Raw genomic sequence first — 17,690 nt, forward strand, 5'->3', positions numbered from 1 at the left:
TATAACCTAATATCTGAATGCAATTATCATCATTCCGAAAAAAGTTAACTACGAGCTTTAAAAGTAGTGCACGACCCTAAAGAAGGTGCGTGCGGTCTAACCTAAATTTTCAATAGAGCAGGTATTTACTTGTGCTCTTTTTTGGCTGAGTCCAAAGCCATCTTGACTGCTTCCCTCATGGCACGGCTGGATGATGAAGCGCCTGAAACGGCATCAACGTCATAGGTATTTTGCTCAACCATGATCTTTGGCAATGCCTTAATAGCCCGCTTACCGTAGTCTTCGCTTTCGCTTTCCTGCAGAACCTCAATGTTCTTAAGGTTCTGGTCATCATCTACGGTAACCCGGACAACAATATCATTGCCCATGCCGGCAGAACTTACACCCATGTACTGATTCTTGTCTAACTTAACAGTGTACTTCTTCTTCAGGTCACTAGTTAAATCAGCATCTTCCTTAACTGATGCGCCCGACGTAGCATCGGCGTTATCACTAAATACACCATATTTATCAGGCTTTTCCTTAGCGGCATTTTCACCTGCAACCTTGCCAAAGATTAGGCAATCGGCCAGGTTCTCACCACCCTGGTAGATGCGCACAATATTGCTGCCCAGTTCACCGGCGCCGTAGAGGTGCGGAATAGCATTGTTAAACGGATCCATGATTTCAGCCTTGCCGTTGCGCTTTGGACCACCATGGGTCTGGGCGATGGACTGTACCATCGGTAAAGCATAAACTTTGCCCATAGAATCGAATCGTTCTAGGGTAGCAGCTGCACGGTGGAAGTCTAAGTCATTACCGGATTCGGCGTACGAATTGAAAGTATCAATTGTTGTCGTCAACGTTTCAGGATCAACATCAATCTTCTTAGCTAATTCTTCAACGCTGTTTGCGCTTATCAGGAAGTTCTTCAGGGCACGTTGGTACGGCACGTGGTCAATCTTGGCCAATTTTTCGTATTGTTTTTGGTCAAAAACTACGTACGGCTTGATTGGGGCGTGCGGCGTCCGCCATTGGCCATGCTCGTAGAACCAGCCCTCAATACTGAAGATATCTTCGCGGCAATACCTTGTTCCATCATCTCCCACAGTAAAGATGCTGCCCGTATACATCTCTTTGGCATCAATGTCAGCTGGTTGGAAGATACTACGTTCACCTTCCTTAACTGGCAGAGTTAAATCGCCTACGATGCCGGCTGAATTATACGTAGTCATGTGCCACAACCGCGCCCCGGCCTCAATGGCAAGATCAATCCCGTCACCAGTGTTATACAGGGTCCCAACTGGTGCCAGGTGCTGCTCACCGATGAAGTCTTGAATTTTAATCTTACTGTTCGAAAAGCCACCAGTAGAAAGCACGACACCATTGCGTGCGCCAATGTTTTTTACCTTGCCCTTACGCTTAATTTGAACTCCAACCACAGTTTTATCAGGGGTTTGGATAATATGAATGGCTGGCGAATCATACCAAACATCAATATTATCCATGCGGTCTACAACTCGTTCCCGCAATACTGTCCACAAGGCAGAGTCAAACATGCCATTATGTACAGTCATTAATTCTGATGCGTCAGAATCAGTAAATTCCGGGTGAGTCGCAGTCGTCTGGTTATCTGCGGTATGTGTCAGCGGGTTATCTTCAGGATGCTCCCCAAATACAAATGGCTTTACTTCCAAATATTTTGAGAAATAATCCTTCATATTTGCCAGGCCGTTAATTACAGTATCTTCTACATCCTCATCAATGTGAAAGCCCTGTGCAAGCTGCTTGTAGTAAGTTCTAAATTTTACTGGATCCGGTGTATAGCCAACGTTTTGACCTGAATACCTGGTGTTACCACCTTCATGGCCCTCTGGTGCCTTGTCAACTAACAGCACCTTAGCACCATTATCTGCGGCAAACCTAGCCGCACTAGCACCAGCACCACCAAATCCCAATACTACTACGTCGTAGACCTTATCCCATTTAACGGACTTGTCAATAATCATATTATTAAAAACCTCTCTTTTATTCTAAAAAGGAAATTAGATGAAAACTAATTTAAACTCTTATTTTCATATGGAATAAACAATTCGTTTTCCATATACTTATGTGCTTTTACAGCCATTTCAAACGGATTATGCTTCTTCGGATCTTGTTCAGCTTCAACCATAATCCAGCCGGTATATTTATGATCGGCTAAAGTCTTAAATACTGGTTTGAAGTCAATACTGCCATCACCCGGTACCGTAAACATGTCGTTCATAAATGAATCTTGGAATGACAAGCCCCTTGCTTTAGAATCGTCTTCCTTGTCCTTACGAACATCCTTGAAGTGGACATGAACGACCCGGTCAACAAATGCATTAAGCATCGGCATCACGTCACCCTCTGAAGCGTAGGCATGGCCTGTATCAAACACCAAGCTTACCTTGTCAGGATCAGTATTGTCCAGCAACCGCTTGGTTTCCGCAAAAGTTTGGATACCGGTACCCAGGTGGTGGTGGTATGCCACTTTAACGCCGTACTTCTTGCCGATTTCACCGTACTTATTCAAGCCTTCGCAGACTTCTGCCCATTCTTGGTCGGTAAAGTACGGCTTATCTTCGAAGATGTTCTTGCTGGTTTGCTGGATTGAATAAGTCTGTTCCGAAACGGTCGCAATGTGAGCGCCCAGCGCTTGCAAGTTCTTGCAGTGCTCCTCAAAATCAGCCGCTGCCTTGTTAATGCCATCGCGGATGATGAAGCTGCTGAACCATTGGCCTGCAATCTCCATGTGTCGCAGTTTGCGCTCGTAGTTAACGTGATCTGCATCCGGGAAGAAACCACCCACTTCTACGCCCTTAAAGCCAGCCAAGGCTGCATCGCTCAAAAGCTGCGGGAATGTGTTTTCCGCACCGATCGATGGAATATCGTCATTCCGCCAGCCAATAGGACAAATACCTAATTTAATATTTTTATTAATATCGTATTCTGACATTGTAATTATCTCCTTAATAATTTATTAACTATAGTTTTATAACCGCTTACTTGTCATATCTGTCACGGAAGAATGCTTCAATACTGTCTAGTGAAACGCCCTTTGTTTCAGGAACTCTGGCCCTAACAAACCAGGCGCCAATCAAGCAGAAGACCGCAAAGATATAGAATGACGAAATACCCAAAATTGAAAGGATCACAGGGAAGAGCAAACCTACTACGAAATTAGCCATCCATAAAACAAAAATAGTAATACCCGTACCTACACCACGGTAACGAGCGGGGAAGATTTCTGAGTTAAGCAGCCACGTAACGGGACCAAGTGTGCCTTGATCAATGACAATGTAAACTAGCAAAATAACTAAAACTGCGTATGGCGCCCATGATGTATGCAGGGCCAATGTCCCAATTAATGCGATAACAACTAAAGCAATTGCACAGAACACGTAGCCAATCAGCAGCAGGGCTTTACGGCCTAAGCGATCAACCGTGTACATACCGACAATGGCGCCAATCACCGAAAAGACGCCGTTAGCGATATTCATGTACAGTGACGTGTTGCTACCAAAGCCGGCCGAGGTCAAAATCTTGGTACCGTAGTACATAACGGAGTTAATACCGGCAAATTGCTGAAAAACTCCCAGTAGTGACCCAGTAATAACAATTTGTAAAATCCACGGCTTCTTAAAGTCTTTAAGTGAAGCCTTTTCGGCATTTTCCTGCTTTAATTTTGCCGCATTTTCTTTTAGCTCATCAATTTCAGCTTCAGCCTGAGCTTTGCTCCTAAGTTTATAAAGGGCCTTTAAAGCCGGACCAAACATCCCCTTGTTGACGTACCACTGTGGACTTTCTGGTACAAGGTACATACCAAGCCACAATAAGATACCAGGAATGGCAGTCACGCCTAACATTAGCCGCCAAACAGCAGCATCATGTGCACCAAGTGTGTTGCCCAAAACAGCGTTGATTAGGAATGCCAACCCCTGGCCGCCAACAATCAGCAACTGGTTCATGCTGACAAACTTCCCCCGCTCTTCGGCCGGTGAAATTTCTGCCAGGTACACTGGTACTAAGGCGGAAGTTGCACCAACAGCCAGCCCCATGATAAGTCTTAAGACTATCAATGTGATCGTATTAGGCGCAAAGCCACATCCCAAAGCGGTCAAGGTGAACAAAACACCCAACCAAATCATTAGTTTTTTTCGCCCTAAACGGTCACTCAGTGGACTGCCAAAGACTGCACCGAAGGCGGCCCCAAACGTCAAACCACTTGAAACAACACCTTGTTCAAAAGCCGACAGGTTTAACTGATCCGGTTTTGCCATGAAGTCAAGCGAACCATTCACGACTCCAGTATCAAAGCCGAAACACAGCGCTCCCATACATGCAATCCATGCAACCAAAACTAAATAACCATGATGATTATTTTCGTAACTATTTTCTTGCATCTGCACTCTCCAAATTCTGTAATATGTGGCCCCACAAAGGCACATAAAACTTAACTACTAATACTTAACGGGTAACTACTAAAATCTATAAGATTATAGATCTTTAATCTATTCTCTTCGTGATTGCAATCACTGAAATGTATTGTAAAAGCGCTCCTGCTTTTTGCAAGCGTTTTTATTTTTGACCAATTTTTAGAAGCGTTTTGAACAAACATTTTTTAGTTATTTTTACTGGTTTGCTGGGACTTTCTCGCGTTCTTGTTCCGCCCGCTGTGAATTTGGAATTTTCTAATACGATCATTTGTCAGTAGTTAAAATCGCACTTTTGTAAATATGTCAACGTAAATTTGTGCTAGATATATGTAAAATAAATCATGAAATCCGTGGTTTTTGGGAGCTTTTAGACCATTTGCTCTTGCTTTTACAAAGGTTTTAAAAATTAAGTGCGTGTATCAAATCCTTATACACCAGTAATTTATCGGCAATATAACTATTTGTTGAAAACGGATACGCTTGCAAAAAAAACAAAAAATGGATAAGTTGTTCACGAATCTATTCTTTACTGATTGCATCACTAAACTGATTTGTTTTTTAAATTAGAGATGGTGATTCAATGGATAACAATCAAAACGTGCCTTCTAACCTGGAAGGCACAGTGAACAATAAAAAAGCCAAAAGTTTACAGGCATACGGTTGGATAATTACTTTGGGCGGCCTGCTTTTTGGGATGGACACGGGGGCAACTAACGGTTCCCTAGCCTTCATGAGCAGACCGGATCAGCTTAATCTAAACGCCTCAGACGAAGGGTTAGTAACTAGTGGCATAACTCTGGGCGCCGCGTTTGGCGCCGTAATTGGCGGCAGACTTTCAGATTACTTCGGCAGAAAACGCGTTTTGATGTACGCTGCCTGGATTTTTATCTTGGGAACGTTAGGATGCACGTTCGCTCCCAATGCCGTGATAATGATTCTGTGCCGCTTTATATTAGGGCTGGCCGTTGGGGCCGAGTCCGTTATCAGTCCCGTATTTCTGGCTGAATTATCCACACCAGAAATCCGCGGAAACTTCGTTAACCACCATGAATTGATGATTGTCGGTGGTCAATTGTTGTCCTATGTCATAAATGCCTTATTCGGCGTAATGCTAGGCAGCTACAATGGCATCTGGCGTTACATGCTGGCCGTTGGGCTAATTCCCGAAGTACTACTTTTGATTGGAATAAATAAGGTACCTGAATCCCCAAGGTGGCTGATTACCAAACATAAAGATAAACAGGCCTTACGAGTTTTAGAAAAAATTCGCAAGGGTAAAGATAGTGCGATCACTGAAGTGACAGAAATAAAAGCCTCTTTAGCAGAGAGCAGTAAACAAAAGAAGGCAACGTTTAGAGACTTAAAAATACCCTGGATTCGTCGGTTAATCTTAATTGGCATCGGCATCGGAGTGATGCAGCAAATAATTGGCATCAACATAATAATGTTTTACGGTACCACCGTCTTAAGTAATGCTGGCTTTAGTCACTCTGCTGCATTAATTGCAAATATTAGCAATGGTGTTATTTCAACACTCGCAACTATTGTCAGCATCAAGATAATGGGTCTAGTTGATCGCCGTAAAATGGTTATTACTGCTATCTGTGGAACCACCGCCACAATGATTGCCATCAGCATTTTCGCGCTTGTACTTAAAGGCAATCCGGCCTTTCCGTTTGTTATGCTCCTACTAATGGCAATCTTTTTGATCTTTTTCCAAGGTGGAGTTTCCCCCGTGGTCTGGGTACTCTTATCTGAAATCTTTCCTCAAAGTATTCGCGGTATGGCCATGGGAATTGCTACGTTTTTCCTATGGCTGGCCAATTTCTTAGTAGGCTATATTTTCCCTATTCTTTTAGCTGGAATCGGCTTAAGTAAAACATTTGTTATCTTTACTGTGTTAAACTTAATTTCATTGCTATACGCAATAAAATTCATACCCGAAACCCGTGGATGGTCGCTAGAGGAATTACAATCATGCTTCCAAGAAAAACGCATAACCAAAGGACATTCTAAACAAATGACGGAGAAGGAATAAAATGAATAAGTACAATGATTTTATTCCCCTAAAAGAAAGTGGTGTAAAAATAGAAAAAGGGGTGTTTTATAATAATCCGAGTGATTTAGCACATGAAATATATTTTTATCCTATGTTTGGTGCTGAATATCATGTAACGTATCCATATGAGGTTAAAAGGGACTTTATGGATTCATTTATTTATATATACATTTATAAAGGCGAAATGAAGTTTTATTTTCATAACCAAGAGTTTCATGCAAAAAATCAGATAGTTTTGCTAGACTGCAAGGAACCCAATCATTACAAGGCTGTCACGGACAGTGAATTTTATTTTCTTCACTTCAATAGTCCTTTCATGCAGGCAATTTTTGACAAAATAACCGAGAATACCATTCCCGTTTTTACCCCGCGTAAAAACATTGAAAATTTGTTCACTCGAATTTTTAGACTGATTTCAACGAATTCAGACGGTCAAAATGAGCCCTTCTTGTCCAACCTTACGTATAATTTGATTTGCGACCTATCAATTACCCAGGAAAATATGGTTATCAATAATTCCAGCGATTTTCATTCCGTGCCCAGTTACATTAATACTGCCATCGAATACATGCACAGAAATTTTGTTCACAAGGTTACAATTAATGACATTGCCCGTAAATGTTCCATTAGTTCTTCCCAGTTATCCCGTGATTTCAAAAAATACACCGGTTTGAGCCTGCACAGGTATTTACTGCAAACACGGATTAAGGAGGCCAAGCGCATGCTAGTGCAAGACACGACCATCCCGCTGGAAAGGGTGGCTGCAGCCTGCGGCTTCACGGATGCATCGCACTTATACAAAAAGATCAAAGAAGAAACAGGTATGGCCCCCGGTGAATTTAGAAAGAAGTATTATTAATATAATTGGCCTAACTTCACAAACATTATAGCTGAAAACTAAGTTAGAATTAAGGCACCCCACGTTTATTAAGTTTCAAGTTTAGTTTATTCGTGGGGTGTTTTACATTTTTATATTATAGAAGATATGTAGTAAGCATTTTTGACAAATTACTTAACTGTTTATTCTTAACAAATGAAAAAATAGTTACAATTACAAAATGGAAAAGCTGATTCATATATAATTATCCTCACGCCTTTTATAAATAATATTTCGATTTTTTTAAGTTGCCACTACTTAATCGAACTGTAACTAAATTTAACTGCAAACATGATAGCGATAACAGGTTACCGTTATATTGAAATCAAAAAAGCCGCAATCCTGTGATTGCGGCTTTGATATTGCTAACTATTTTACTTGCCACCGTCGGCCCGTGATTTGTAGGCACCCTCGGCGGTGTTAATGACCAGTTCCTCGCCGTCCTTGACAAAGTCCGGCACCTGAACAACAAGGCCGGTTTCCATCGTTGCCGGTTTGCCCGAACCCGTTACCGTTGCGCCCTTGATGCCTGGCTCAGTGTGCACTACCTTCATCGTGACCGTTGACGGCAGTTCCACGCCCAGCAGTTTGGTGCCGTTGGCAAACTCCAGCTGCACCTCAATATTAGGCATCAAGTAGAGCTTGTCGTCGCCTAGCTGCTCGCTCGAAACCTCATACTGCTCGTATGTTTCTGTGTCCATGAAGGTGTAAACATCGCCTTCGCTATAAAGAAACTGCGCGTTTTTCTTGGTGATGTCGACCAGGTCAACCTTCTCCGTGGGCCGCATCGTCTTGTGCACAACCGCGCCGCTCTCGATGTTGCGCAGGTCCATCTGCATCACCGTGTTGCCCTTGCCCGGCTTGTGGTGATTGGCCTTGAGCACCTTGATCATCTTGCCGTCTTGACTGAAAACCATACCCTTTTTTAAGTTAATTGCCTGTACCATTATTTATTCTCCCTTATAACTAGTAAAATGACCACAACAAAAAAGGGTCACGCGGGCGGCAAGGCAAATTTTTTGATTAGTAGTAAATAAATCGTCTTCATGCCTCAATTATAACAAATTAAAATTGTCTCAGGTAGACCCGATCAATCAAGTGGCCGCTAGTTTTATGCAAAATTAGGCTGGCGCGCTGCTTGGTCGGTGCAATGTACTCGCGCAGGTTGACCAGGTTGACCATTTGCCAGGTGTCTTGGGCGAGCTGCAGAGCGTCCTGCCTTGGCCCGTTGGCCATTTCATAGTAAAAATTATACGGATTATTCTTATTCAGTTCCAACACGCGGACGAAACGCTGCATGAACCATTTTTCAATCAGGTCCTCTTCGGCATCAATGTAAATCGAAAAATCAAAAAAGTCGCTGGTAACAATCTGGCCGTTGGTGGGCAGCTGCAGGGTGTTGATGCCCTCGATAATTAGGATATCAGGCCGGCGCACGTGTCCGTACTGCCCCGGAACAATATCGCTTAGGTCTTGGGAGTAGAGCGGATAGGCGATGTCTTCCTTGCCGCTGAGCACGTCCTTCAAAAAATTGCTGAGCATGTTCATGTCGTAGCTTTCGGGGAAACCCTTGCGGTCAAAGAGGTGACGACGTTTTAGTTCCTGGTTGGGGTAAAGAAAGCCGTCCGTGGTCATCAGGTGAACCTTGGGCTCCGGATACGTCCGACTCAGGAGCACCTGCAGAAGCCGGGCCGTCGTCGACTTGCCCACGGCCACCGACCCGGAAATGCCAATGATAAAGGGCGCACCGGTTACGTTCTGCCCCAAAAATGCACGCTGCTTCTCCTGCAGATTGCACTTTTCCCGGTAGACCAGGTGCAGGTAGGCAATGAGGCTGGCGTAAATTTCCTGCACGTCAGCCAGGTCGACCACGTCGCCCAGCGACTTGATCTTGGCCAATTCTACCGGCGTGATTTCAACTTGCCCGGCAGACGACAGCTTGGCCCACTCATCCCGGTTAAACTGTAAATAATTCTTCATTGCGCTCCACTTTCCTACTCTTTTTCCATATTATAAGTAAAATAAAGGTGATAAGCAAAAACGCCATCTCGGCAAAATTAAGGAGAAAAACATGATTAGAGTAACCTTATTCGGCGATTCGCTCATGAACGGCTACCGTCAGGGCCGCGACACGAACCTGGTCACGGCGGGCCTGCGGGCAGCTCTTGGGCCTAATTACCAGCTAGCCAATCACGCGCTCAGCGGCGCCACCACGGCCGATGGCCTTGAGCGGTGTGTACTCGTTGATTCGCAGTCCGACCTGGTAGTTGTCGAATTCGGCACCAATGACTGCTCCGCCACCTGGGGCATCAGCCGGCAGCAGTACGCACGCAACCTGCAGCAACTGGTCGACCGCTTGGGTGCAGACCGCCTGCTGCTCGTGGGGCCTTCGCTGGCCGACATTAATAACGAGACGATCATGCAGGATTACAGCGTGCAGGACATTGACGCCTACAACAAAACCGCACGCGCGTGCGCCAAGGCAAACGGCATCCCCTTCGTTGATTTGATTGCACAATTGCGCGCTGATAGCGCCAACGCGAACTATTACCAAGAGGATGGCCTGCACTTTTCCGACCGGGGCAACCGCCTGTTCATCGCCCTATTGGCTGACGCAATCAAGCAAAAGGACGCACGATGACTGCGCCGGTTTGCTTTTAGACATAAATAACCACCAATTTATAAAATTAGTGGTTATTTGCATAGCCAAATTAAAATAATGGGTATCCGACGTCAGCATGCGGATGCCGCAATTTTGCTTGAATTTGCCCCAGCAGTCTGCCGGCTTCCTTAACCTCACTCCGCAGTGATTTTGGGGAAGCAAATACGTCCTGGGCGTATTTTAGTATGTCATCATAGGTTTTTCTATAATTAAACGCATAATTTTGATATCCTTTGCTGCTTTTATCCAAATCCTGTTGGTCGATTAGCTTTTTTAAACCTTGTTTATCGGCTGCGGGCGCGATTACCGCATCGGCCTGTGCCTCTTGGGGAGTATTGACTGCCTTTAACCGCGGTCCTGAAATATAGAGCGCCTTATCTGCCCTTACATACCGGTAACTCTCATCCTTGCCCGGATCTATTCGCTTCTCCCGGTAGCGTGCCTTAATCTCTTCGTTACGCGCCAACTTCAAGTGATAAACAAGCTCAGTCTTGTTTTCCTGAGGCAGCCAAATGTAGAGCAATTCATCGACTGCCGCTTGTTGGCCCCTAAGCAGCGGAATCACTTGTTCCGGCAGCTTGGACTGCCAATCCTCACCTAAAAGATTATAGGCAGTGGTATCCGCCGTGGTTTTAATATATGTATCTGTCGTATAGACCTTTAGCCGCTGACGGGGATCATTCCGAACGCTAAAGCCATTGACAAAAAAGTCTCTGCCTTTAATACCGTAGTAGCGCTCCTCGTGATTGCCCACGCTCATGTTGGTTATCCGGTCAATTGTGACCTTCTGCCCATACTTAAACGTTACCTGCGCATCCGTCGTCGCTATCTTTTGCTTAGGATACTGCCCTAGTGTCACCCGAGCTTCACTCGCATACAGCGGCCTGCTGTCAATCTGGCCCACGTTGTCCGCACGCACAAAGTGATTCTTGCCAATCTGATAATAAATCTTGCCCTTGATCGTGCGGTAGGGCAAATACGACTGGTGGTAGTTGTCGTTATCTAAGAGATAATACTTCTTGCTGTCTTGGCTCGCCTGCTTGATTGTATCCGTGTAGTTGACCGTGTGCCCCCAATAGAGCTTCTTCTTGCCGCGGAAGCGGACGCGGCGGCCCCTTTGGTCATATACATAGGAATTGTGGTTCAGCCAGAGACCGGCCTGGCGCGGTGCGGTAACCAGCTTAGCGTTAGCCGCCTTGATGTAGCCGTCCTCGTAGTCGTAGCTGCCGATTTCATAGAACTTGGGCCCGTTCTTGCGTTTATCACCCAACGCCTTCTGGGCCTTGGTCGAAGTTGCGGCGATTGTGGCCCCGATCGTCAAGCGCGGTTTTTTATTCCCGCGAAAACTTTTCAGCCGCTTGCCCTCCTCGTCGTATACGTAGGCATTATGTGTGATCTGCAGGACTGCTTGTGGTTCAGCTGTGCTGGCAGCCACCGGTTTAATCGCCGTGCACGCCAGTACAACTCCAAGCAGAGCACTGATTGCTAAAGTCCATTTTCTCATCAACGTCATGTTTTTACCTCCTTAACTAGTCTTCTAGCCTAAGTGTATGCGCTTGACACCAACTTGACAAGCGAACTGATGCAAAGCAATAACAAAGCCGGTCATACCTCATATGATCGGCCCCGTTAGCTATATAAATTCTATTGATACTTAATTTCTAGAAAACTTACTATTTATTTTTGGTAAATTGTAAAATAAAGTTGAACGGTAAATTGTAAAATGAAGTTGAACACTTGCCCTAATTAAAAAATGAAAAAAGTCCATTGGACTTCTTTGATAGAATGTAATTACCCAATCAATTCTAGAAAGAAGTTACCAATGAACTCGCTTAATTCTACCATATCTAATCACCAAAAGGGCCAACATCTTGCTTTGCAAGACCGCGTGATTATCCAAGTCTTGCGCCAGCAGGGCCAGTCCCTGCGTCAAATTGCCGCTAGTCTTAATTGTTCGCCCGCAACCGTGAAATATGAGCTTGAACGCGGCCAGATTGCACTCTATCACGGTCAACGGCACCGCTATGATGCCCAAGCAGCGCAAAGACGCTATCAGGCAAGACGCTTAAACTGCGGTCGTAAGCAAGCCTGCTTGGTCAAAACTCGCTTCATTAAGTATGTTGAAGCGCACTTCTTCAAGCACGGCTGGTCGCTTGATGCCTGTGTGGGCCGGGCCTTAGCCAGTGGTAAATTTACCCGGGCCGAAACCGTCTGCACCAAGACGCTTTACCATTATGTGGAAGGTGGTTTATTACGGGTTAAAACGACGGATCTGCCCGAGTGCTTAAGCCGTAAGACTAAAGCCAAACGGATACGCCAGCATAAACGCAGACTGGGGCGCAGTATTAGTGAGCGACCTGCTGCTATTAACCAGCGCCGCGAATTTGGTCACTGGGAATGCGACCTAGTCTTAGGTCACAAGACCAAAGATGACCAGGCCCTTTTAACCATGTATGAACGCATGACCCGCAAATTCATGATTATCCCGATTAAGGATAAGACGGCTGCCAGCGTGATGGCGGCCTTTAAAACCTTGCGCAGCCACTACCAGGAGCACTGGCACGCAGTCTTTAAGACCATTACCACGGATAACGGTTCTGAGTTTGCGGATTTAGCCCAGTTAGAAGAAGCTGCGCAGACGCTGGTCTACTACGCGCACCCTTATACGTCGTGTGAGAAGGGCGGGGTTGAGCGGCACAACCGGTTAATCAGGCGCTTCATTCCTAAAGGCAAGTACATCAAGGACTATGACCTAGTGCAAATCTACAGCATTGAGGAATGGTGCAATAACCTGCCGCGCAAAATCTTAGCCTACCACACTCCCGATGAATTATATGAGAGAAGATTAGATTGCATCTATCAAATCAAGTAGGGTGTTCAACTTAAAATTGCAATTTTCGATAATTTTTCGAATATTTAGAAATTAAAAATGCTTCTAATAGTTTAACTTACTAACTACTAAAAGCATTTTTGTATCTTATATTTTTTAAAATTTCGGGTAAGCATTATACCTTATCGGTTCAGACATTAACTTGTCTTGGCTCTGTTTTAAAAGTCTTGCTGCTTCTTGAACCTCGGCTATAGTCGCGCTCGTAGAAGAAGCAACTTTTTTGGCATACGTTAATATGCGCTCGTACTCGGCCTTGTAATCATAATAGCCCCACCTGTAGCCATTTTGATAATTGACACTGGATTTTGCTCTCTTTTCCTGATTGAGCATATCTTGCAAGATCTGTTTGTCAGCTGGTTTAGCAACACTTGCCTGCTGTTTAGCATCCGCAGCCGTATTTACCGCCTTCAACCGTGGTCCAGAAAGGTATTCAACATCGTTTACCTTCACGTACTGGTAGTCAGCCTGACTCTGAAGATTGAGTCTATATTTGGACTCAAGGCGGTCCTGCAGCGGATTAATTAAATGGAAAAACAACTCTGCCTTGTTTTCCTTCGGCATCCAAACGTAAAGCAACTCGTCGGCTGCAAGGTTGCTGTTTTTATCCACAATTACAACACTCTGGGGCAACTTAGCCTGCCAATCTTCCCCCAAAATATTGTAAGACGTAGCATCAGCCAATGACCTGACGTACGTGTCACTTGTATACACTTGCAACCGCTGGCGAGGCCAGTTTCTCAGCTTACTAGTTTCAATGAAGTCGGCCGTTGTGCCTTTGACATGATAAAAGTGGGTTAAGCCACCCGCTTCCTCCATAGCGGTGATTTTATCAATGTAGACCTTTTGACCATAGTGATATTTTTTACCGCTGCTTGCCTGGAGCGGCTGCCGGGTATACTGCCCTAGCGTTACTTTAGCTTCTCTTGTGTACAGCGGCCTGCCGTCAATCTGGCCCACGTTGTCCGCACGCACAAAGTGGTTCCTGCCAATCTGATAGTATGTCTTGCCCCTCATCGTGCGGTAGGGCAAGTAGGACTGGTGGTAATTATCTTCATCTAAGAGATAATACTTCTTGCTGTCTTGGCTCGCCTGCTTGATTGTATCCGTGTAGTTGACCGTGTGCCCCCAATAGAGCTTCTTCTTGCCGCGGAAGCGGACGCGGCGGCCCCTTTGGTCATATACATAGGAATTGTGGTTCAGCCAGAGACCGGCCTGGCGCGGTGCGGTAACCAGCTTAGCGTTAGCCGCCTTGATGTAGCCGTCATCGTAGTCGTAGCTGCCAATCTCATAGAACTTGGGTCCGTTCTTACGTTTATCACCCAACGCCTTCTGGGCCTTGGTTGAGGCTGCTGCGATTGTGGCCCCGATCGTCAGGCGCGGTTTTTTATTGCCGCGGAAACTTTTCAGCCGCTTGCCCTCCTCGTCGTATACGTAGGCATTATGTGTGATCTGCAGGACTGCTTGTGGTTCATCCGTTTTGGCAGTCACCGGCCTAACCGCCGTGCACACCAGCGTAACGCCAAGCAGAACACTAATTGCTAAAGTCCATTTTCTCATCAACGTCATATTTTTACCTCCTTAACTAGTCTTCTAGCCTAAGTGTAATCGCTTGACACCAACATGACAAGCGAACTGGATGGATTGCACAAATTAAAGCGTCCTGCCTGCTTTTTGCAGGTGATTTGCCGTTGCAAGATCCTTTATCTGTGATAGACTTATCGTGGTGTATGTTTTATACACTACTTTCTTGGAAAATGGATTCAAATATAACTATTTAGTATCCATTATGGAGGCGATTTAGAGTCGCCTCTTTTTGCTTGCGCAAATAAAACAATAAAACTCACGCGTAACGATATTAAAGTAAACGATAAAGCAAAAAGCAGGACAACTTCCTAATGCGAAATTGTCCTGCTTCTTATTATCCCTATTCACTTGGCGCTTTTTTACACGTCATGGTACATCATGACGTGCTCAACGCCGGCCTCGGTGAAGACGTCGCCGGTCGCTTCATAGCCCAGAAAATCATAGAACGGCTGGGCCTGCAGCTGCGCGTGGCAGTACAGGCGCTTGACGCCGCGGCGGCGCAGATAATCATGTACCGCAATCATCATCCTGCTGCCCAGGTGCTGCTTGCGCTCGCTGCTGGCGACCGCCACCCGGCCCAGCATCCACTGACCATCTTCCTCAAACAGGCGGCAGACCGCCCGGGCCGTGGTCTTTTGATCATTCAGCGCGAACACCTGAATTGCATCCAGGTCCTGGTCGTCCAGTTCGGGGTCCGTAATCTTTTGTTCAGTTACGAAGGTGTCGACGCGCAGGCGCGCCACGCAGAAGACCTCGCGGCCCGTCATTTCAGTAATCTTTTTAAACGCAAAGGTCACTTGCTCCTTGGTCACCACTATCCACCTACTTTTCCACGTAAGTTCGCTTGTCAACGTCGAGCAGCGGACTCCTCGTGCCCGTGTAGAGCACGTCCAGTTTGTACATCGCGCGCGACGTGATTGTGTACACCAGCTGCGTCTCGTCGACGCGGTGGTAGTTTTCTTCAGTCGCACCCCACATGATGACCGCGTCGAACTCCAGCCCCTTGGCCAGGTACGATGGAATCACCAGCGTGCCCTCAACCAGGCGCTGGTTGGCCGTGGCAATCAGCGTCGCCTTGACCTGTTTCTTCCTCAGTTCCGCGGCCACAGCCTGGGCACTGGCCAGGTCCTTGGTGATCACGGCGGTGGTCAGCTGTGCGCGGTCGTTGTCCGCAAGCACTTGCTTCAAAACGGCCAAGGCCTCTTCCTTCATCTTCCGGCCCCACAAGGCAGGCTTTGGTCCCTGCCGGTCGAAGGCCTCAATCTTTTCGCCCTGGCGCAGAATCTGCTTGGTGAAGTCGGTCAGCTGCTTGGTCGAGCGGTAGGACTTGGTCAACTGCACCACAGCGGTCTTGTCCGGGTCGAACAGCCCGCTGATCTGCTTGAGCAGGTTGCGACTCTCATCCCGGGTAAAGATTGCCTGGTTGAGGTCCCCCAGCATCGTGAACTTGGCCCGCGGGAAGTTGTACTTGAGGTAGCACAGCTGAAACGGCGTGTAGTCCTGGATCTCATCGATGAAGGCGTAGCGCATTTCGTAATCGACGTGGCGCCCGGTGATGAGGTCATAGAGGTAGAGGTAGGCCGAGACGTCGTCCATGTGGATGTCGTGCTTTTTGAAGGCCTCCTTGACGCCGGCCACGTGCTGGGCCCAGTCGTCTTCCGCAATGCCCCATTTAGAGAGGTCCGTCATCTTCGGCACGGTCCGCAAAAAGTGCAGGTACTGGGCACGCATGTTGATAAAGTTGTTGCGTCTAATCTGCTGGAAAACCTTGTCCAGGGCCTTGAAGACAATCTTGCGGCTCAGGAACTTTTCTTCCTTCTCCTCAGACTCGAATTCCTGGTCCGGCCGGTCGTAGAGGGCATTGAGCTGCTCCTTGCTCAGGTTCTGAATCGTGTCCGCCACCCAGCCCTTCTTGGTCTCGGCGTTAATCTTGCGGTTGAGCGACTTGATCAGATCCGTGCGCGTGGCGTCGATGCGATTGTTCAAATTATAGTTGTCATTGAAGGAATAGTAGATTGCGGCAATCTTTTCCTTCGGGAAAAACGGCCGCTTACGATCGCGAAAGTAGATGTTCTTGAAGACCAGCCCGCGGTGGTTCAGGTGCTTGGCATAACGCGTCAAGAGCTTGAAGAAGTTAGTGGAATCCTTGAAGCGGCTGACTGCCGGATTGCTGCCCGCGTCTTCAAACTGGTCAAACAGGTTCTCCACCTGCATCCCGGGCAGGCGGCGCGCCACAAACTGCCAGTAGGTCATCTGCACCATGTTTTGCTCACCCATCTCGGGCAGCACGTTTCTAATGTAGTCGTTGAATAATTGGTTCGGGCTGAACATGATGACGTCGCTGCTCTTCAGGTTGCCCTGGTAGCGGTAGAGCAGGTAGGCAATCCGCTGCAGAATCGCCGAGGTCTTGCCTGACCCAGCGGCCCCCTGAACGAAGAGCAGGTCGGCACTGGTATTTCTAATAATCTTGTTTTGCTCGCGCTGGATGGTCGTCACAATTGACTTCATCTGCGTGCTCGACTTTTCGCCCAGGACCTCCAGCAGCATCTGGTCGCCAATGGACTCGTTGGTGTCGAACATGTTGACAATCTGGCCGTCTTCAATCACAAATTGCCGCTTCTTGGTCATGTCAACGGTAATCTCGCCCTCGGGCGACATGTAGGAGACACTGCCCAGTTTGCCGTCATAGTAGATGGAAGAAATCGGTGCCCGCCAGTCGTAGATCAAGAAGTGGTTGTCGTCATCGGCAAAGGACCCCAGGCCAATGTAGATGTTCTCCTCCTTGGCACTGCCCTCCTTGAAGTCCACGCGTGCAAAGTAGGGCTTTTGCTCCAGCTTTTGAACCGTGTCCAGCTGTCTGGCCGCGTGCTGCCAGGCGTTTTCACGCTCATCAAGGAGCTGCTGCTGCTGGTGAATGGATAAGGCCGTCTCCATCGACGTCGAATAACCGTCATAATCCAATTTAACGTCATCAAAAAAGTGCGAATTAAGGTTCTTGGCCTCTCCTTCCGCAGACTTAATCGATGAAGACAATTCATCCTTTTTGGCCCTGATCATCTTCAAAATGCGGTCGAGATGCTTCTGCTCGAATTGTTTATCGTCCATCGCTTTTGTCATAAAGTCACCTAATTTCAAAACTTGCCTATTATTTTAACATGAAATCGGATTTATATATAATT

Annotated in this window: 13 protein-coding genes; 4 read left to right on the forward strand and 9 right to left on the reverse strand. The window is 46.6% G+C overall.

Annotated features, from left to right (window positions below):
- Positions 1-125 precede the first annotated feature (125 nt).
- Genes AC2JF8_RS05885 through AC2JF8_RS05895 form a run of 3 tightly spaced genes read right to left on the reverse strand, consistent with a single transcriptional unit; the run spans position 126 to position 4,406 of the window.
- Complete coding sequence (locus tag AC2JF8_RS05885) at positions 126-1,988, reverse strand: FAD-dependent oxidoreductase (protein ID WP_500761980.1); 1,863 nt, start codon at positions 1,986-1,988, stop codon at positions 126-128.
- Positions 1,989-2,035: 47 nt separating this feature from the next.
- Positions 2,036-2,959 (reverse strand): myo-inosose-2 dehydratase, encoded by a 924-nt coding sequence (gene iolE / locus AC2JF8_RS05890; protein ID WP_500761982.1) that lies wholly within the window; start codon positions 2,957-2,959, stop codon positions 2,036-2,038.
- Positions 2,960-3,005: 46 nt separating this feature from the next.
- Positions 3,006-4,406 (reverse strand): sugar porter family MFS transporter, encoded by a 1,401-nt coding sequence (locus AC2JF8_RS05895; protein ID WP_500761984.1) that lies wholly within the window; start codon positions 4,404-4,406, stop codon positions 3,006-3,008.
- A gap of 613 nt (positions 4,407-5,019) precedes the next feature.
- On the opposite strand from AC2JF8_RS05895, the gene AC2JF8_RS05900 reads away from it, so the two are divergent.
- Together AC2JF8_RS05900 and AC2JF8_RS05905 are read left to right on the forward strand one after the other, a co-directional pair.
- A complete protein-coding gene (locus tag AC2JF8_RS05900) occupies positions 5,020-6,477 on the forward strand; it encodes a sugar porter family MFS transporter (RefSeq protein ID WP_500761986.1) in 1,458 nt (485 codons plus the stop codon).
- 1 nt (position 6,478) lies between these two features.
- Positions 6,479-7,357, forward strand: coding sequence for a helix-turn-helix domain-containing protein (locus tag AC2JF8_RS05905; RefSeq protein WP_500761988.1), 879 nt, complete (start codon positions 6,479-6,481; stop codon positions 7,355-7,357).
- 392 nt (positions 7,358-7,749) lie between these two features.
- Here AC2JF8_RS05905 and efp read toward each other — a convergent pair whose 3' ends face one another.
- Positions 7,750-8,322: an elongation factor P gene (gene efp, locus AC2JF8_RS05910; RefSeq protein ID WP_500761990.1), complete on the reverse strand. Its 573-nt coding sequence runs from the start codon at positions 8,320-8,322 to the stop codon at positions 7,750-7,752.
- Positions 8,323-8,440: 118 nt separating this feature from the next.
- A complete protein-coding gene (gene coaA, locus AC2JF8_RS05915) occupies positions 8,441-9,355 on the reverse strand; it encodes a type I pantothenate kinase (protein WP_500761991.1) in 915 nt (304 codons plus the stop codon).
- 91 nt (positions 9,356-9,446) lie between these two features.
- On the opposite strand from coaA, the gene AC2JF8_RS05920 reads away from it, so the two are divergent.
- A complete protein-coding gene (locus AC2JF8_RS05920; protein WP_500761993.1) occupies positions 9,447-10,016 on the forward strand; it encodes an SGNH/GDSL hydrolase family protein in 570 nt (189 codons plus the stop codon).
- Positions 10,017-10,086: 70 nt separating this feature from the next.
- Here the strand turns inward: AC2JF8_RS05920 and AC2JF8_RS05925 are convergent, their stop codons facing one another.
- The gene (locus tag AC2JF8_RS05925) at positions 10,087-11,550 is read right to left on the reverse strand and encodes an SLAP domain-containing protein (protein ID WP_500761995.1); all 1,464 of its coding nucleotides are present in this window, start codon (positions 11,548-11,550) and stop codon (positions 10,087-10,089) included.
- A 309-nt stretch (positions 11,551-11,859) separates the two neighbouring features.
- Between AC2JF8_RS05925 and AC2JF8_RS05930 the strand changes: the two genes are divergently transcribed.
- Positions 11,860-12,909 carry an IS30 family transposase gene (locus AC2JF8_RS05930; protein ID WP_500761997.1) on the forward strand — a complete coding sequence of 350 codons (1,050 nt, stop codon included), beginning with the start codon at positions 11,860-11,862 and terminating at the stop codon, positions 12,907-12,909.
- A 114-nt stretch (positions 12,910-13,023) separates the two neighbouring features.
- On the opposite strand, the gene AC2JF8_RS05935 is transcribed toward AC2JF8_RS05930, so the two are convergent.
- The 3 genes from AC2JF8_RS05935 to helD form a co-directional block, all read right to left on the reverse strand.
- Complete coding sequence (locus AC2JF8_RS05935; protein WP_500761998.1) at positions 13,024-14,493, reverse strand: SLAP domain-containing protein; 1,470 nt, start codon at positions 14,491-14,493, stop codon at positions 13,024-13,026.
- Between the two features lie 377 nt (positions 14,494-14,870).
- The gene (locus AC2JF8_RS05940; RefSeq protein WP_500762230.1) at positions 14,871-15,278 is read right to left on the reverse strand and encodes a GNAT family N-acetyltransferase; all 408 of its coding nucleotides are present in this window, start codon (positions 15,276-15,278) and stop codon (positions 14,871-14,873) included.
- Positions 15,279-15,333: 55 nt separating this feature from the next.
- Complete coding sequence (gene helD, locus AC2JF8_RS05945) at positions 15,334-17,628, reverse strand: RNA polymerase recycling motor HelD (RefSeq protein ID WP_500761999.1); 2,295 nt, start codon at positions 17,626-17,628, stop codon at positions 15,334-15,336.
- Positions 17,629-17,690: the final 62 nt, after the last annotated feature.

Source organism: Lactobacillus sp. CA30L (assembly GCF_059900845.1).

Bases quoted from the DNA above. Each gene is read 5' to 3' on its own strand.
- AC2JF8_RS05930 (WP_500761997.1), top strand. From the start codon at position 11,860: ATGAACTCGCTTAATTCTACCATATCTAATCACCAAAAGGGCCAACAT.
- AC2JF8_RS05920 (WP_500761993.1), top strand. From the start codon at position 9,447: ATGATTAGAGTAACCTTATTCGGCGATTCGCTCATGAACGGCTACCGT.
- helD (WP_500761999.1), bottom strand. From the start codon at position 17,628: ATGACAAAAGCGATGGACGATAAACAATTCGAGCAGAAGCATCTCGAC.
- AC2JF8_RS05895 (WP_500761984.1), bottom strand. From the start codon at position 4,406: ATGCAAGAAAATAGTTACGAAAATAATCATCATGGTTATTTAGTTTTG.
- AC2JF8_RS05905 (WP_500761988.1), top strand. From the start codon at position 6,479: ATGAATAAGTACAATGATTTTATTCCCCTAAAAGAAAGTGGTGTAAAA.
- iolE (WP_500761982.1), bottom strand. From the start codon at position 2,959: ATGTCAGAATACGATATTAATAAAAATATTAAATTAGGTATTTGTCCT.
- coaA (WP_500761991.1), bottom strand. From the start codon at position 9,355: ATGAAGAATTATTTACAGTTTAACCGGGATGAGTGGGCCAAGCTGTCG.
- AC2JF8_RS05940 (WP_500762230.1), bottom strand. From the start codon at position 15,278: ATGACGGGCCGCGAGGTCTTCTGCGTGGCGCGCCTGCGCGTCGACACC.
- AC2JF8_RS05885 (WP_500761980.1), bottom strand. From the start codon at position 1,988: ATGATTATTGACAAGTCCGTTAAATGGGATAAGGTCTACGACGTAGTA.
- AC2JF8_RS05900 (WP_500761986.1), top strand. From the start codon at position 5,020: ATGGATAACAATCAAAACGTGCCTTCTAACCTGGAAGGCACAGTGAAC.
- efp (WP_500761990.1), bottom strand. From the start codon at position 8,322: ATGGTACAGGCAATTAACTTAAAAAAGGGTATGGTTTTCAGTCAAGAC.
- AC2JF8_RS05925 (WP_500761995.1), bottom strand. From the start codon at position 11,550: ATGACGTTGATGAGAAAATGGACTTTAGCAATCAGTGCTCTGCTTGGA.
- AC2JF8_RS05935 (WP_500761998.1), bottom strand. From the start codon at position 14,493: ATGACGTTGATGAGAAAATGGACTTTAGCAATTAGTGTTCTGCTTGGC.